This is a genomic window from Carnobacterium sp., from assembly GCF_040274945.1.
Classification (GTDB): domain Bacteria; phylum Bacillota; class Bacilli; order Lactobacillales; family Carnobacteriaceae; genus Carnobacterium_B.
Genome location: NZ_JBEMAR010000011.1, coordinates 99,509 through 115,299 on the forward strand (window position 1 = coordinate 99,509; position 15,791 = coordinate 115,299).

Here is a 15,791-nt window from a genome sequence, read left to right on the forward strand (position 1 = left end):
ATGACTGAGCCAGCAATTGGGTACGTACATTCAACTGAGAGTTTTGGATCGGTTGATGGACCAGGTATTCGTTTTGTAACCTTTATGCAAGGATGTCGTATGAGGTGCGAGTTCTGCCATAATCCTGATACATGGAACATGGGAGGCGGAACACCTTATACAGCAGATCAATTACTAGAAGAAGCTTTATCCTATAAAGATTATTGGGGCAAAAAGGGTGGTATCACTGTAAGTGGAGGAGAGCCGCTCTTGCATATCGATTTTCTTATTGAGTACTTTAGAAAGGCCAAAGAAGAGGGGATACACACAACTTTAGATACTTGTGGGCAACCGTTCACCTATGATGAACCTTTTTTTAGTCGTTTTGAAGAACTGATGAAGTATACAGATTTGCTTTTATTTGATATCAAACACATTGACAATGAAAAGCATAAACGTTTAACGATGCACGGCAATGAAAATATTTTAAATATGTCTAGTTATTTATCAGAAATAAATAAACCGGTTTGGATTCGTCATGTATTGGTACCTGAGCGTTCAGATGATGATGATGACTTGATCCGTTTAAGCGAATTTATTCATTCTTTGGGAAATGTCTATAAGGTTGAAATATTACCTTACCATAAACTTGGTGTTTATAAATATGCTGCTTTAAATATTCCATATAAATTAAAAGATATTGAACCACCAACACTTGAACGTGTAGAAAATGCGAATCGACTACTACGTGTGCACGAGTACACAGGCTATCAAACACTATAGAGACAAAGAGAAGAAATAGGCTGATGCTTTTCAGTTTTATTTCTTCTTTTTCCATTTTTTTATGAAAATTAACATAATACTAGCTAAACTCGCTCATTTGAGATAAAATTTTAGTGTTAGTTATAGTTTAAAGGAGAGATAATAATATGAGTAAAGTTTTAGTTTTTGGTCATAAAAATCCAGATACAGATGCGATTACATCTGCCATTTCATTTGCTTACCTGCAAAAACAACTAGGTTTTGAAGCAGAAGCCGTTGCATTAGGAGAAGTAGGCGAGGAGACACAATATGCTTTAGATCACTTTAAAGTTGATGCTCCACGTGTTGTAGAGACAGTTGCAAATGAAACAGACAAGGTTATGCTGGTAGATCACAATGAATTCCAACAAAGCGTAAAAGATATTGCGGATGTGGAAGTTTTATCTGTCGTTGATCATCACCGTATTGCTAATTTCGAAACAGGAAATCCATTGTATTATCGTGCAGAACCTGTAGGATGTACAAATACAATCATTGCTAAATTATTTAAAGAAAAAGACGTCACGATCCCTAAAGAAATCGCTGGATTAATGTTATCTGCCATTGTTTCAGATACGTTATTATTCAAATCACCAACATGTACAGATGAAGATATTTCTATTGCAAAAGAACTTGCAGTTATTGCTGATGTTGACATTGATTCATATGGCTTAGAAATGTTAAAAGCTGGAACAAACCTAAGTGATAAATCAGCAGCAGAATTATTAGATATGGATGCGAAAAGTTTCCCTATGGGTGATAAAAATGTCCGTATTGCACAAATCAACGTTGTAGACGTTAATGACGTACTTTCTATACAAACTGAATTAGAAAAAGAAATGTTAAACGAAAATCATTCTAAAAATTATGATTTATTCGTGTTAGTCGTTACAAACATCTTAGACAGTGATTCTGTGGTCTTAGCATTAGGAAATCCAATCAACGCAGTAGAAGAAGCTTTTAATGTGACATTAGAAAATAATCGCGCTTTATTAAAAGGCGTAGTTTCTAGAAAGAAACAAGTTGTGCCACAATTAACTGAAGCATTAACAAACTAATAAAAGAAAAGCTAATTCATGACTAATTTAGTTGTGAATTAGCTTTTTTTGTTTTATAAAGGAAAAATAAGACTTAAACGGTTTGTGTATTGAAAGAATAAGAACTAAAAGTCATTTAAAAGCAATTAACGGACAATGATCAACAAAAGAATGCTAATTGATCTTAAAAGTACTCAAAATCGACACGAAAAAACGAGAAATCCTAAATTAGAACAATACAACTACTTTGTATAATACATATTATGTAAACTAGAAAAAAGATAAAATTTGCAAACTGATTAACAGGTCACTAATTCTGGTTCTTCTCTCTTTTAGTCATAACCATTCCTTTTTATATCATCCGAATTTATTTTAGTCTAAAAAATGAATTCTATGGTTTTTTATAATATTTGGATAAACAAATTTACGCTAAACAGATTTAAATTTACTTCAATTTAGCTACTGACTAATTCCTGTAGTTTTAAATCTTTTTATAACTTACTGACTTAGTTTTATGTTTTAATATTGAAATTAATTTTTGATATATTTATGTGCTTCAAGAAATATTAAAACAGCTAATAATTCTTTGGATAAGATTATCTAGCTTAATCTGTTAGAATTTGTTTTTAGCGGTCTTTATGGCTTTATATTCAGGAGATACCAACTTTAAATTAATCCTGTCTGGATCTTCAAAGAAAACGGCATAATAATTTGTTCCTCCTGCAAATGGGTGTTTTTCAGATTAAAGAATTGTAATGCCTTTTTCTTCTATTTTTTTCGTCATTTCATCGACCAGATGCTGTGATTCTGCATGGAAAGCCAAATGATTAAGACCGACTCTACTACGATGATATGGAATATCTAAAAATCGGTCTTCTGTTTGTACAAAAACGATATCAGTATCCTTTAATTTCTAACTTCGCCCGTTTTTCCAATCTTGAAAAGGTACGTAGCCTAAATCTTCCAGAAACCAGCCCCAAAACGTTACCGTTTTGCTTAAGTCGGATACGTAGAGCTCAATATGGTGAAGCGATTCTGTTAGTAATGCCCCATTCCTCCTTGTCTTTTATTTTATCACAATGAAAACCGAGACATCTTAATTAGTGATGCTCTCTCCTATTATTCGACGTAAAAAAGAGAGGAGAAATAACATTCTCCCCTCTCTTCCCCCCTACATTTATGCTTGTTTGTGTTTCTCGTAATTAATATGATCATATTTATCCGAGTTCTCTTGAAACTTCCAAACAACAAATGAACAAGTAGCGTAAATCGTTTTATTTTCCTTTTCCATTTCAGTAACTAATTTGTCCAATAACTGTTCGGCGATTCCATGACCTCTTAAACTTTTATCTACTAATGTATGGTCGGCAATGACATAGTCTTCATTTGTATCTTTGTAGTGGATTTCAGCAATTTTATCGCCTTCTTCATTGTTTAAAACAAAAGCTGTTCCTTTTTTTTTAAAATTATTATCCAATACACTCATTCTCTCTTTTATTAATACAGTTCGTATACCTTATCAAACAAGTCTTTTTCAGTTTCGATTTGGCCCTTATTCCCTATTACGACTACCGAGCTCTCTTTCAATACGCTGTCTAGGTCCTTATTAAGCATCTGTAAAGCGGTTGAATCAACTGCTAGAATCTCTTCCTTCAAATAAACCAACTCTTCATGAGTCACGGCTGTCTTTAGACGACTGAATGCGGTTAAACCTTTGCTGAAAGCTGATTTCGGCTGTTCCATGGGACTGATCGTGCCAATAATGTATTTTAATAATTCGCTTTCAGACAACTCCATTTGTGCTACATAGTTAGGCAAACCTTTATAAGTTTCCAACGTTTTACGGATGTTGGGGTCACGATAAGAACTCAAGGCAAACTGACCAGTTCGTTGATGGTTATAAAGCGAACCATAAGCACCACCTTTGACACGGATCTCATTCCACAAGTAACTGTAGCGAATAGCTGTTGCCAATACTTTTGCTGCACCAGTGTAGTCAAATTTATCGTTGGCATTTGAAGCAACAGCTACATAGTTCACGTCTTGAGCAGTGACATAAGCTTCATGTTGCTTTGCACCCGGCTTAATGACGGCTAGTTCACCTAATTCAGCACTAGGCAACTCAGAGAATGCTGCTTGTAATTTTTCTTTGACCAGTACTCCTCGATTTTTCTCACCGACATATAATATGTTTAAGCGACTTTTATTCAGCAAACCGTTTACTGTCTGCATGATACGCTCTGTTACCTCTTTTGACTTATCGGATTGCAAATCAGCACGAATGTCTTTCAAAAAATGGAATTGATCCATTCCGCTAATCAGTTCATTTAATTTGGCCGAAGATTTTACTTGACTCAATGCCCGATTTGCAGCTAGAACATGGGAACTGGAATTAATGCGTCGTTCGAAATTAGAAATCAGCTGTTGAGTGATTTTCAAAATCTCATCTTTATTTTCAAATTGCGTGTGGCACATGATTTCTTGCATTAATGTGACCAACTCTTCAAAAGAAGACTCCAAAGATTTTCCGCGTAAAATAAAATAAGGCTGCAACTGTCCTGCTTTATCTTCATAAATGTCTATCTTTCCGTAAATGCCGCCTGTGTACAGATCTTTTTGACGTTGCAAAGTTGCGACATCATATTTCTCAGTGGCTAGCTTACCAAGCAGATGACTCAATAAACTCAACCACTGATATTCTTCAGCTGCAACATCTTTCAAATCAATGTACAAACTAAGGTAGTCAATGCCAGAAGTGAATTGTTCAGCCTGATAAAAACGAGTTCCTTCATTAAAAGGAATATCTGTTAGTGGATACTCTTCTACCTGTGTGCTTAAATCTTCTTTTGTCAATGTTGGAATCTTTGCTAAATCTTCCGGTTTATCCGGCGCTTCTTGACGCTTGATCAACTCTTGTGTTTGAGCTATCAACTTGTCGATTTCTTCTTTTGATAGATTAGCTTTATATTCTTGCAATTGCTGATGAGATTTTGCTTCAAATTGATCGCTTTTACCAGGTTCAGCTTTTAAAATCACTGCAGTACGCAAAGGATTGTTTACTAGTTTTTCTTTGATCAGTTGCTCAAAATACCCCCTACCTGCCAATTCTCCTAGTTCTTTCAAATAGCCCGAAAATTGCAAGTTCACATAAGGACTCTTGTCATACAGCCAAGATTGATAAGCATTGATGGCATAAATGACTCCACGTGGGTTGTCTTCCGAAATAGCGGCTTCTTTCGTTTGAAAAGTAATTTTATTCAATGCTGCATTAATCAGCCCTTCATCGATTCCTTCAGTCATTAACTGCTTTAAAGTCTCTTGAACAACTTCTTTGAATCGAGTCATCTTAGAGGCATCAGAATATTTAGCAGTGATTATAAATCCCGTTGGATAGCCAAAATCAGCAACGCCACCTACTATGTCCCCACCTATATCCGCATCCAATAAAGCTTTTTTAAGCGGTGATTGATTATTGCCAAATAAAATTTCTTCCAAAACCTCTAGTCCATACATATCCAGTACATCATTCGGTTCAGACACATGCCATCCTAAAGCCAAATAATCTTTTCCTTTAGGGTTATCCCCTGCAGTTATTGAGTAAGTATCTTCAAATACAGCATTATCAGGTACAGCTGGTTCAAAAGATAAGTCGACTTTTTCACTCTGTTTGCCTGCGTCACTGAAATAGTCCTCTAATGCAGCAAAAGTTTCTTTTTCATCTATGTCTCCATATAAGACAGTCAGAGAATTACTTGGGTGGTAATACGTTTGATGGAAAGCAACAAATTCTTCTTGCGTTAAACTAGGGATGGCTTTTGGATTTCCACCAGATTCGTGACGGTAAATACTGTTGGGATACAACTGATGAGTCAAATGCTGTTGAACTTGTCTTTCAGGAGATGCTGTCGCCCCTTTCATTTCATTGTAAACAACGCCTTTATAAATCAGGTTATCTTCTGCTGACTCTAAATGATGATGCCAACCTTCTTGTGCTAATATTTGTGCATTATCGTAAAAGTTCGGCTTGAACACAGCATCTAAATAAACACTCATTAAATGCATAAAGTCTTTTTTATTAGTAGAAGCAACTGGATAAATTGTCTTATCTGAAAAAGTCATTGCATTGACGAACGTATTCAATGACCCTTTGACTAATTCAACAAATGGTTCTTTTGAAGGGTATTTTTCAGATCCATTTAAAACTGAATGCTCTATGATATGAGCAATTCCGTTATCGTTATACGGAGGCGTCTTAAACCCAATCGTAAACGCCTTATTGGAATCGTCATTTGCGAGATAAAGAACCTTAGCTCCTGTCTCAACGTGTTCATAAATGGTTCCCACGGATTGAATATCCGGTAACTCTTGTGTCTCAATTTGCTTAAATGCCATAGAATTCTCCTTTTCCTTATGCGTAATGATTTTATTCTACACCTTGTCCTTAATGGTTTATAGTATATAAGGGAATAAAAGCTACCTTGATTATTTAAGTACCTATTCCAAAGCCCAATGATTCAATAAAAAGTGAATCTCAACAATTGATTTCTTTACAGCTGCATTATCAGAAAATAAAGAAGTAACTGACGATAATCAACAAAGTGCTCAATAAGGTTCCCAGTAAATAGTATTCTGCAAACTGAGGACTTTCTGAAATTTTATTGTACCGAGCAATCGACTTCGCTGTCAGAACAAATCCAATGGCAGTAAATTGATTAGCATACAGCATCAGCAAAATAAAGAAACGTTCAAAAATACCTATCAATGCTCCCGCACTTGGGATTCCCTCATCTACTTGTTCTTCATTGGTTGGACGATAGTGATTCAATACTTTTTTTATTGTGATGCTGCATGGCCGGATCATCACCAATAGAATCAGTATCCAGGATAAAATAGTGTTCATATCCAAACCTAAACTGCTCGACAAGGTTTCTAATCCTGGCATATATTCAATCTCTATAGAAGATACTGTGATAGAAACAACTGCCGCAAGTAACACAAGGATGTGTAACCCTTGGTCTACTAGAAAGATAGACGTATCTTTCTTATTATGAAAGAAAAAGTGATTCGTAATCAAAAATTTTAGACCGTCAATCATGAAATGCAGCACTGAGACTCCTATAGCCACTTTCAATAAAGGCCAACTAAAAATAGGCATAATCACCCCTACCATAGTGATCAAATAGATAAAACAATGGAGCACTAATTTCTTACCAGATACTTCCTTTTCTCTAGCTAACTCAGACGATTGGAAATAAAAGTCTCCCAAGATATGTCCGATAAATAATACTATCCCTACGACTTGATTCACCTACTCATCCTCCTCAATATCCTGCATTAAAAAGTGGCTAGCGTCTATCAAAGCTGTTTTATAGGTATAATATTTCGCTGTATTCAGAGCTTTGTTAACGCTAGATTGGCCAATTCCTAATTCTTCAGCTGTCTTATATTGATTTTCTCCATGCGTGAAATAAACATACATAACTTCTTTTTGTCTAGCAGACCACTTTGATTTCAATGCTGTGGCCAGTGACAAAATAGTATTCAATAGCTGATCTGTATGTTGGTAGCCTTCTCCGGAACAAATCATCATATTGGTCTCGCTTGTGGTATATTTATTTTCATTTCTTTCAATGGTTTCAATCATTTGCCTTGCTCGGTGGTAGGCTGTGCCATCCATCTCCATAGAATTATCTCGTTGGATCATTGTACTGATATTGCCTAAGCCAATGCCAAATCGTAATTCAATGGGAGCCATGGCCAATTCGATTTCAAAAATAATACTTAAAATCACTTGTTTATTTTTCAGTAATCCTTGGAAACTGTCTCCTAAAGTAATAATGAAATTAGAAGCAATGTCCTCTGCATATTTCTCATTTATTATTTGTAAAATAGAATGAAATTGTTCTTGTACTTCTTTTCGATTCGCAATTTTACGAGAGTTTTTAATATCCCCTATAATGGCTGCATATGGAGTCCTTACAGTTTGTCTGGTCATCTGATCACCTCTTTCTTTGATTATAACATTAGATTCACTTCAAAATGAATCTTTATATAAAATTCATCTAAGACTGAATCTTTAGAGGGAGCTTTATTAATTAGCGCTAAATCATTCTATGTAGTTAACCATAATTAAATTATGTTAACTACATAGAACTGTAAAAAATTCAGATACTTTACCTCTTCCTATTAGCACCTGAGAAAAGTGGCTACTTTCTTAAAAAGGCTCTAATACATTACATTTTTCGTAAATACTGTAAAGTTTATATCGTTGTTGAACTGAATATTTTTCAATATGATGTAGAGGTTGCGGTGATTAAGAGTAAGATTTTCTGAAAGGAATTACTGCCGAAGTACTATTGTATTGAGGTTACGTTAAATAAGCGTAATAATACTTTGGCAAATTTTAATTACAGTTCAAAGTACTGCTGAATTAGTATAATTAATGAAAAAACCAAAATAATTATTTTGGTTTTAAAGTATTTTTGCTATTTTTTTAATTTAGGACAAAATCTATTTATAAATCATTTTTAGATTTTTTTCGCTTGGTTAACCTTTTAAACTTACTTAAAAAATGCTCTTTTTTTGAATCGTCTAATTCTAAGTTTTCTTTTGATAAGTCAGTTGTTAAATCAAGGTTTTTATTGATTTTAGAACCTTTTTTAAGACGTGCTTGGAATTTTTCTTTCATTAAAACTTCAATATTTTTAAGATCTGGGTATTTTCCATCTTTTTCTCCTGCAGCTATGATAGCCAATACCTCAATATAGCTCATAGAAAGCGCTGTTGTGATGATTGCTGCTGTTGAACCGCTAATGACTCCTCCAACAACTGTACCGGCTCCAGGTATCATTTTTATCACATTTGAAACGATGTACCTTCCTGCTAAAGTTGCTCCCCCTGTCCCTCCTATTGCTGCGACAAGACTTGCAATGGTAGATTTGTCCATTGAAATACCAAAAATAGCTGTGATATGAGCCAATAAGGTTACTTGCATCGGAACAAGAACAGATGCGTCAGAAAATGGTATTGGCAAAAATCCAACACCGAAAGATGTCGCAATGTACCTCAACGCCCAAGTACGAGCAGCAGTAGCTTTTCTTGCTATATCTACTTGTTGGGCGTTATTAAAAGCTTTTTTTGCCTCTTCAGGTATAATTTCGAGACTCATTTCAATCAATTCTTTTAATCCAAATGCTGGAACAGAAAAATCTTCAGTTACTTTAAAATCTTCAGCCATGATAGATATTACGCCATAGATTGGCAGATTAAGTGCTTCAATATACTCTTTAAATAGTTTTGCTGGTTCTCCGATTGATTGAGTTAAAATAATCACTACTGGAATTTTTTCACTCAATTCGCTAATCAATTCAAGCTCTGTGGGTTCTATACGCGATGAATTTGCATTAATACAGTAGTAAGCCAAATGTATTTCTTCTTTTATACCCAATTTTTTATTTTCATTAATCGTCTCAAAAATTTCATTTTTAATGTCGTTTTGAACTTCAAGACTTAATTCCAATCCCCTAGTATCATATAAAACTAAAGGTACTCCCTCTTTAGAAATACGTCTTAAATGTTTTGTAATCGGTCTTCCAATTCCGGTCAAAGCAAGATTTTCTCTAAAAACGTTATTAATTAAAGTACTCTTCCCTACCCCAGTCTTCCCAACGACCATCACATTAACGGGGGTCATTTTTTTTATTTCTTCTTCAGTTTTATTTAAAATATCTTGCACCATGTTAAAATTTTTATCTAAATTTTTCATATTACCCCTCCATCTATAAAAAAACTATCTTATAACTCTGTATGGTTTATCTTACCATTATCTCCATTCTGAAGAAATAAATACGTGTTTAACCCTTTATTCTCTACTAAAAAACCTAACTACAAAGCTAATTGCAGTTAGGTCCGTTTAAATTTCTTATTGTTTATCATTTTCTTTTAGTTGTTCTACTTTCGTTGGTTGCCATCCTTGATCATCTACCCAGTTCAAGTAAACACGATACGTTTTTGTTTGGCTACTATCTGAAACAGTTGCGACTACCTGCTCTGCCCCACCATTTTCAACCCACCATTCAATCATATCTGATTCATTTAAACCTGTTGCAACTGCAGCGGCTTTTTTGATTTCAGCACGATCTTGAGAACCATTGTTAAAGTCTGTTGTATGTTCTCCTTGTTGTTCTGTTGCTACCGGTTCCCAGTCACCTGTGTAAGCTTCTGATACATTATCGTCTGAAGGTTCGGTTTCATTTGTTTCAACCGACTCTGACTCAGATTCTTCACTTTCTTCTGACTCGCTCGATTCACTTTCAGATGATTCTGATTCAGAACTGCTTTCAGAACTGCTTTCAGAACTTTGAGAATCACTTTGAGTTGATTCGGAGCTGTCTTTTATAATCAGGCTAGAACTTTCAGTTGTACTTTCTTGTGGCTCATCTCCCCCACTAAAAAGTGACATGATGATTAATACGATAACAACCAATGCAGCGATCACAACTGCAAAAGTTAATATTTTTACCGTTTTTCTTTCTTTATCATATTTATTTGAACGTGTATTTTTTTTATTACCTTTAGAATCCTTCATACTTAATTCTCCAATCTTTAAAATGATTTACTTGGTTTTCATTTTTTGAAAACTACTTAAGTAGTATACCATTGAAATGGATTAAATACGTTAAGCTAGCATTACCATTCTGTTTCGTTTTTAATTTTTTTTATTTATTTGTAATAAGGTTAAAATAGTGATTTTATTTGAAAAAGCCAACAAACCATGCTAAACTATACATGAAAAGAGAGATATGCGTCAACATACCCCTCTTTAGAATAGAACCGTTAAAGACGGCAGCTACTATAGAACATAATACAAAAGTAATCGTCCTACTCGCTAAAGCTTAGACGGTTACTTTTTTTTGTTTGACGAGATTTTCAAAACAAGAGTTGCAAAAGCTAATGCAAACATCAGTGCTTCATAAATGCTCATGAGTTTTCCTTTCTAGGGAAAGCCCAAACAAAAAACATTGGCATCACCCCATTTTACAAGAGTTAGCCACCGCCTTAAACTTTTCTACGCTTTAAATTATACCACAGGCGAAAACAAAAAAGAAATGAAGATGAAACGTTTGTTCTTTTTTGATCCCTTTGTTGGAATATGTCTTAATATCTATTATACTGAGAGGGAACGATGACATTTCAACTATAGATTGGAGATAAATAAAATGACTCAAAAAATTCGAATTGGATTGGTTGGCTACGGTAATATTGGCAGAGGTGTCGAACTAGCAATCAATCAATTTAACGATATGGAAGGTGTTGCGGTCTTTACTAGACGTAATCCTGCAGATGTAGACTCAAATTTGCCTACAGTAAGTATAGACGATATTTTAAATTACAAAGATGCTATTGACGTTTTACTATTATGTGGCGGATCAGCCACTGACTTGCCAGTGCAAGGGCCAGAACTAGCAAAACATTTTTCGACCATTGATAGTTACGATAACCATGGTAAAATTCCAGCTTATTTCGAAGCAATGGATCTAGCTGCTAAAAGTGGTCAAAATGTTAGCATTATCTCAGTAGGTTGGGATCCAGGTTTGTTTTCGCTTAACCGTGCTTTATTTGAAGCTGTCCTACCCGTTGGACAAACGTATACTTTCTGGGGAAAAGGCCTTAGTCAAGGACATTCAGATGCTATTCGTCGTGTTGCGGGAGTAAATAAAGGAGTTCAATACACTGTCCCTCTTGATGAAGCTTTAGATGAAGTCCGTAAAGGTCAAAATCCTGAACTTACAACCCGAGAAAAACATATGCGGATTTGTTACATCGTTTCTGATGAAGGAGCAAATCAAGCAGAAATCGAAAACACGATCAAAACTATGCCAAATTATTTTGAACCTTATGAAACAGTTGTTCACTTTATTGATGAAGAACAATTTGAAAAAGATCATCAGAAAATGCCTCATGGTGGATTTGTTATTCGAACTGGAGAATCTGAGACCGGAAGTAAGCAAAAAGCTGAATTCCAACTTGAATTAGAAAGTAATCCTGAATTTACTTCTTCTATCTTGGTAGCTTACGCAAGAGCTGCAGTTAAGTTTAAACAAGAAGGAAAAACTGGCGCTTTTAGTGTATTGGATGTTCCAATGACTTACTTGTCAGATAAATCACCTGCACAATTAAGAAAAGAATTGCTATAAAAAAAGCCGTAGAAGATTGTACCTCTTCTACGGCTTTTTTTAATTTTGCGTACTAAATTTCTTTAAAGGACGTGCGATAATAGGTGCAATAATAGCAGCAGCTATCGCCTCACCTACTCCATTTGTTAAGACAACTGTCGCTAAGACCCCTAGTAGGTTTGAATAGTCTACTTCTAACAATGAAGCATAAGTTTCTCCGTAAATAATATAGATTAATCCTAATACCATTACTGTATTTGTTAATGAAGCTAAGATAGAAGAAATAATCATTGCTGTTGAATCTTTAGCTACTCTTTTTTTCAAGACATTATACGTATAACCAGCTACAAAACCAACAAGGATACGCGGAAGGATCGCAATAATGGGATTCCTCCATAAAAAATAATCAAACGGTGAAGCCGGCATTGTAAAGGCTTTGACCATACGAGTAATTCCCCAAACAGACCCAATGATCATCCCATCTTTTGTTCCAAGTGTAATGGATACTACAATAACCGTAATATGAATGATTGTAGGATTTAAGGGAGGAATAGGAATGTATCCTAATAATGGTACAAAATTTTGAATAATAATAATAGCTGTAAGAATACCTAAGATAGCTGTTCTATAAGCATTCCTATTTTTTTGGTACATCTTAACCCTTCTTTCTTTGGAAAACTCTATATTCTGTGTATGTACTGTTATTTTACATTATTTTGCATGTAATATCATTATAAATCTCTCTAGTCCTCAACTCATTTAAAGAATGAGTTATTCCCTATCTGAGTATGATTTAACTATTCATTTCTGCCGTTAATATTACTCTTTTATTAAGCAAACAATGTCTTTGCGCATACAAAAAGAGAAAAGTCCTAATGTATTGAGCTTCAAAATTAAGCATTTGCTTATATTTTTGAAGCATAAATCTAGGAACTTTTCCCATTTTATTAAAAAACTATTTTTTTATTTTTATTTACTTAGCTGGCTCAAATGCTGGCTCTAAATGTCCGATTTTTGATAATTCATCCAAGTAATCGTAAACTTCTTGAGATGTAAAAGCTTCGAGCAACGCTTGAATTTCAGCAGAATCTTGATTGTCTTCACGTGCAATCAATTGTAGCGCAAAGGTATAGTCATCATCATCTTCTAATAAAACAGCATCTTCTGTTTTCAATCCAATACTGTCAATGTAAGTTGGGTAGTTAAAGACCAATTCTACTCCATCTTCATATGCACCTGTTAAGTTTAATAAATCAATGTGTGTAAATGTTAAATTCTTAGGATTTTCTGTAATATCTTCTACAGTCGCTTCATGGTTGTCTATTTCAGGATCCAGTGTAATCACTTCGTAGTGATCTAATATAGACAAAGCTCTAGCTTCATTAGAAACATCGCTAGGAATCGCTACCTCAGCTCCATCTTCAAGTTCTTCGATTGTATCGTAAACAGGTGAATAAAAACCTACAACTGGATTATAAATCGTTTGAAGAGCCACCAAATTTCCTTCACGCTCAGTATTGAATTTTTCCATAAATGGTTTATGCTGTGCAAAGTTGGCATCTACCTCATCATTAAGTAAAGCTTCATTGTATTGGATATTATCGGATACTTCGACTAAATCCACTTTATAGGGTTCAGCAATAACCTCTCCAGCTATTTCAACAATGTCTGTCATCGGTGGCAAATGTGATGCTACTTTAATGACGATTTCTTCTTGTTCAGCTGATCCATCAGTAGTAATAACCTCTGATGAACTATTTGAATCTGAATTCCCTGTACCGCATGCTGCTAGAACTAATGCCAAACTACTTAAAAATAAACCTTTTTTTATCATTAAACTCTCTCCTTTTGAAAATAAATTTTGTTACCTCTTATCGATCTTGTGCGCAATTTTTAGTCCTAACCATTGCACTAAGACGACAAAAATAATAATAATGATGATTGCTGTATACATAATATCGGTTTCATATCGTTGATAGCCATAGCGAATCGCAAAATCTCCAATTCCCCCTCCGCCAACAACTCCCATAATAGTAGAATAGGAAATAAAACTAACAAAAGCTGTAGTGAACCCAATCAATAATGAACTTCGTGCTTCTACATATAAAAATTTCCAAACCAGTTGAGGGATAGTTGCACCCATAGACTGAGCCGTTTCTATTACGCCTTTAGGCACATCAAGCAGGGACTGCTCAACAAAACGTGCATAAAGTACGATTGCAATAAGCATCATTGGAAATGATGCAGCAATTGGATCTCCGGTTGCACGTCCATAGAAGTGACGAATAGCTGGCTGCAAGGCAATCACTAATAATAAAAAGGGAAATGAACGGATAATATTGACAAAAATATTGGCTAATTGATAGAGCCAATTATTTTCCATTGGTTTTCCTTTTGCCGTTAAAAAGAGCAAGGTTCCCAAAGGCAGTCCTAAAAGAATAGCAGCAACCATAGAAAATCCCATCATAATGGCGGTTTCATAGAGGCTTTCTATCAAATTTGGAGCGTGATCAATCACGCGCTCCAAATAAATTTCCAACGAATCAGACATTACCTAACACCTCCAACGCCCGTTGGTGATATGACTTAAAGATTTTCTGCTCATTTTTACAGGTTACTTGAATAGTATCAATCAATCGTCCCTTTTCGATCACTGCAGCACGTGTGCATAATTCTTTAATCACTTCTAACTCATGCGTCACAATTACTACAGTCATTCCGAATTCTTGATGAGCTCTTTTTAGCACATCGACGATTTCCTTCGTTGTTCCCTGGTCTAAAGCAGAAGTTGGTTCATCACAAAGCAGGATTGTCGGTCGTGTAATCAATGCACGCGCGATACCGACACGCTGCTTTTGTCCACCAGAAAGCTCAGCAGGGTAACTGGTGCGTTTATCTTTCAATCCGACAAAATCCAATACGGTTTCAATCGGTAAAGCCTGTTTGTAATCATATAGTTCTAAAGGCAACAGAATGTTTTCTTCAACAGTTTTATTGCTGAGTAAATTAAATTGTTGAAAAATCATACTAATTTTTTTTTGATAGAGTCGCAATTCTTTTTTAGATAGTTGCTGAACATCTACATTGTCAACAATTATCCGTCCCTCATCCGGCTGTTCTAGAGCATTAATAAAGCGCAATAGGGTTGACTTTCCTGCTCCGCTTTCTCCAATAACACCAAAAAGTTCATTTTTTTCAATAGACAAACTCACCTGATCAACGGCTTTGAATGCACCATTTTGTCCAATGAATCCTTTTGAGACCCCTTTTAATTCAATCAATTCAGAAACGCCTCCTATTGTTATGAAATTATTCCTGTTCATTAAGATAGATAACTAGCGCAAGAGTCATTTCATCTCGTTAAACTAGAGAACTTAAGTAGCATTCTGTTCTTTCACACAAAAATTAGTATAGTTTTTTTCAAAACTAGAAGCAATAAAAGGTCTAATCTTTTAAATGGATAAAAAAAGAACATTTAGTAAAACTTGAAGTAGAGCGTTTTGCAGGCCTCCCTTTTCTTAAAGAGAGTGAAATAAGAACAATATTGTTCTTATTAGTATTTTTAATGTTATCTATCTTATTGTAGTGAACCTAGAAATACTAAAATTTCTATTTCTTTAGCACATTTTATTGAGTAATTCTCATTATTTAGACAGTCTAGATGCTAAAAAGTCCAATAAAAAAAATAGGCTGGGACAAAACCCCAGCCTATTTTCTGTATACGAATATTTACTCTAAAACGTGCTCCAAAAAGCAGACCCGACGTCCACTTCACGAATAATGCTCGATGGTCGATGAC

Annotated in this window: 13 protein-coding genes and 1 riboswitch; of the genes, 3 read left to right on the top strand and 10 right to left on the bottom strand. The window is 34.9% G+C overall.

Annotated elements, in window-relative coordinates:
• Together pflA and ABS916_RS11790 are read left to right on the top strand one after the other, a co-directional pair.
• On the top strand, window positions 1-762 hold the full coding sequence (pflA, locus tag ABS916_RS11785) for a pyruvate formate-lyase-activating protein (RefSeq protein WP_350452079.1): 762 nt from the start codon (window positions 1-3) through the stop codon (window positions 760-762).
• A 146-nt stretch (window positions 763-908) separates the two neighbouring features.
• On the top strand, window positions 909-1,838 hold the full coding sequence (locus ABS916_RS11790) for a manganese-dependent inorganic pyrophosphatase (protein ID WP_350452080.1): 930 nt from the start codon (window positions 909-911) through the stop codon (window positions 1,836-1,838).
• 1,156 nt (window positions 1,839-2,994) lie between these two features.
• Here ABS916_RS11790 and ABS916_RS11795 read toward each other — a convergent pair.
• The 6 genes from ABS916_RS11795 to ABS916_RS11820 all read right to left on the bottom strand — a co-directional run bounded on the left by ABS916_RS11795 (window position 2,995) and on the right by ABS916_RS11820 (window position 10,404).
• Complete coding sequence (locus tag ABS916_RS11795) at window positions 2,995-3,294, bottom strand: GNAT family N-acetyltransferase (protein ID WP_350452081.1); 300 nt, start codon at window positions 3,292-3,294, stop codon at window positions 2,995-2,997.
• Window positions 3,295-3,314: 20 nt separating this feature from the next.
• The gene (locus ABS916_RS11800; RefSeq protein ID WP_350452082.1) at window positions 3,315-6,209 is read right to left on the bottom strand and encodes an insulinase family protein; all 2,895 of its coding nucleotides are present in this window, start codon (window positions 6,207-6,209) and stop codon (window positions 3,315-3,317) included.
• Between the two features lie 169 nt (window positions 6,210-6,378).
• Entirely contained in the window at window positions 6,379-7,125 is a 747-nt protein-coding gene (locus ABS916_RS11805) for a DUF3307 domain-containing protein (RefSeq protein WP_350452083.1), read from the bottom strand.
• Window positions 7,126-7,812: a SatD family protein gene (locus tag ABS916_RS11810; RefSeq protein WP_350452084.1), complete on the bottom strand. Its 687-nt coding sequence runs from the start codon at window positions 7,810-7,812 to the stop codon at window positions 7,126-7,128.
• A gap of 295 nt (window positions 7,813-8,107) precedes the next feature.
• Window positions 8,108-8,250: riboswitch (Lysine riboswitch) on the top strand.
• An 81-nt stretch (window positions 8,251-8,331) separates the two neighbouring features.
• The gene (locus ABS916_RS11815) at window positions 8,332-9,582 is read right to left on the bottom strand and encodes a GTPase (protein WP_350452085.1); all 1,251 of its coding nucleotides are present in this window, start codon (window positions 9,580-9,582) and stop codon (window positions 8,332-8,334) included.
• A 156-nt stretch (window positions 9,583-9,738) separates the two neighbouring features.
• Window positions 9,739-10,404 (bottom strand): YrrS family protein, encoded by a 666-nt coding sequence (locus ABS916_RS11820; protein WP_350452086.1) that lies wholly within the window; start codon window positions 10,402-10,404, stop codon window positions 9,739-9,741.
• A gap of 631 nt (window positions 10,405-11,035) precedes the next feature.
• Here ABS916_RS11820 and ABS916_RS11825 point away from each other — a divergent pair.
• On the top strand, window positions 11,036-12,013 hold the full coding sequence (locus ABS916_RS11825; protein WP_350452087.1) for a diaminopimelate dehydrogenase: 978 nt from the start codon (window positions 11,036-11,038) through the stop codon (window positions 12,011-12,013).
• A gap of 39 nt (window positions 12,014-12,052) precedes the next feature.
• Here the strand turns inward: ABS916_RS11825 and ABS916_RS11830 are convergent, their stop codons facing one another.
• The 4 genes from ABS916_RS11830 to ABS916_RS11845 all read right to left on the bottom strand — a co-directional run bounded on the left by ABS916_RS11830 (window position 12,053) and on the right by ABS916_RS11845 (window position 15,273).
• Entirely contained in the window at window positions 12,053-12,646 is a 594-nt protein-coding gene (locus ABS916_RS11830) for an ECF transporter S component (RefSeq protein WP_350452088.1), read from the bottom strand.
• Window positions 12,647-12,965: 319 nt separating this feature from the next.
• Entirely contained in the window at window positions 12,966-13,826 is an 861-nt protein-coding gene (locus tag ABS916_RS11835) for a MetQ/NlpA family ABC transporter substrate-binding protein (protein WP_350452089.1), read from the bottom strand.
• Window positions 13,827-13,856: 30 nt separating this feature from the next.
• Window positions 13,857-14,543: a methionine ABC transporter permease gene (locus ABS916_RS11840; RefSeq protein ID WP_350452090.1), complete on the bottom strand. Its 687-nt coding sequence runs from the start codon at window positions 14,541-14,543 to the stop codon at window positions 13,857-13,859.
• On the bottom strand, window positions 14,536-15,273 hold the full coding sequence (locus tag ABS916_RS11845) for a methionine ABC transporter ATP-binding protein (RefSeq protein WP_350452097.1): 738 nt from the start codon (window positions 15,271-15,273) through the stop codon (window positions 14,536-14,538). Before ABS916_RS11845 ends, ABS916_RS11840 begins: the two co-directional genes overlap by 8 nt.
• Window positions 15,274-15,791 lie beyond the last annotated feature (518 nt).

Bases quoted from the DNA above. Each gene is read 5' to 3' on its own strand.
- ABS916_RS11840 (WP_350452090.1), bottom strand. From the start codon at position 14,543: ATGTCTGATTCGTTGGAAATTTATTTGGAGCGCGTGATTGATCACGCT.
- ABS916_RS11820 (WP_350452086.1), bottom strand. From the start codon at position 10,404: ATGAAGGATTCTAAAGGTAATAAAAAAAATACACGTTCAAATAAATAT.
- ABS916_RS11835 (WP_350452089.1), bottom strand. From the start codon at position 13,826: ATGATAAAAAAAGGTTTATTTTTAAGTAGTTTGGCATTAGTTCTAGCA.
- ABS916_RS11800 (WP_350452082.1), bottom strand. From the start codon at position 6,209: ATGGCATTTAAGCAAATTGAGACACAAGAGTTACCGGATATTCAATCC.
- ABS916_RS11815 (WP_350452085.1), bottom strand. From the start codon at position 9,582: ATGAAAAATTTAGATAAAAATTTTAACATGGTGCAAGATATTTTAAAT.
- ABS916_RS11810 (WP_350452084.1), bottom strand. From the start codon at position 7,812: ATGACCAGACAAACTGTAAGGACTCCATATGCAGCCATTATAGGGGAT.
- ABS916_RS11825 (WP_350452087.1), top strand. From the start codon at position 11,036: ATGACTCAAAAAATTCGAATTGGATTGGTTGGCTACGGTAATATTGGC.
- pflA (WP_350452079.1), top strand. From the start codon at position 1: ATGACTGAGCCAGCAATTGGGTACGTACATTCAACTGAGAGTTTTGGA.
- ABS916_RS11790 (WP_350452080.1), top strand. From the start codon at position 909: ATGAGTAAAGTTTTAGTTTTTGGTCATAAAAATCCAGATACAGATGCG.
- ABS916_RS11830 (WP_350452088.1), bottom strand. From the start codon at position 12,646: ATGTACCAAAAAAATAGGAATGCTTATAGAACAGCTATCTTAGGTATT.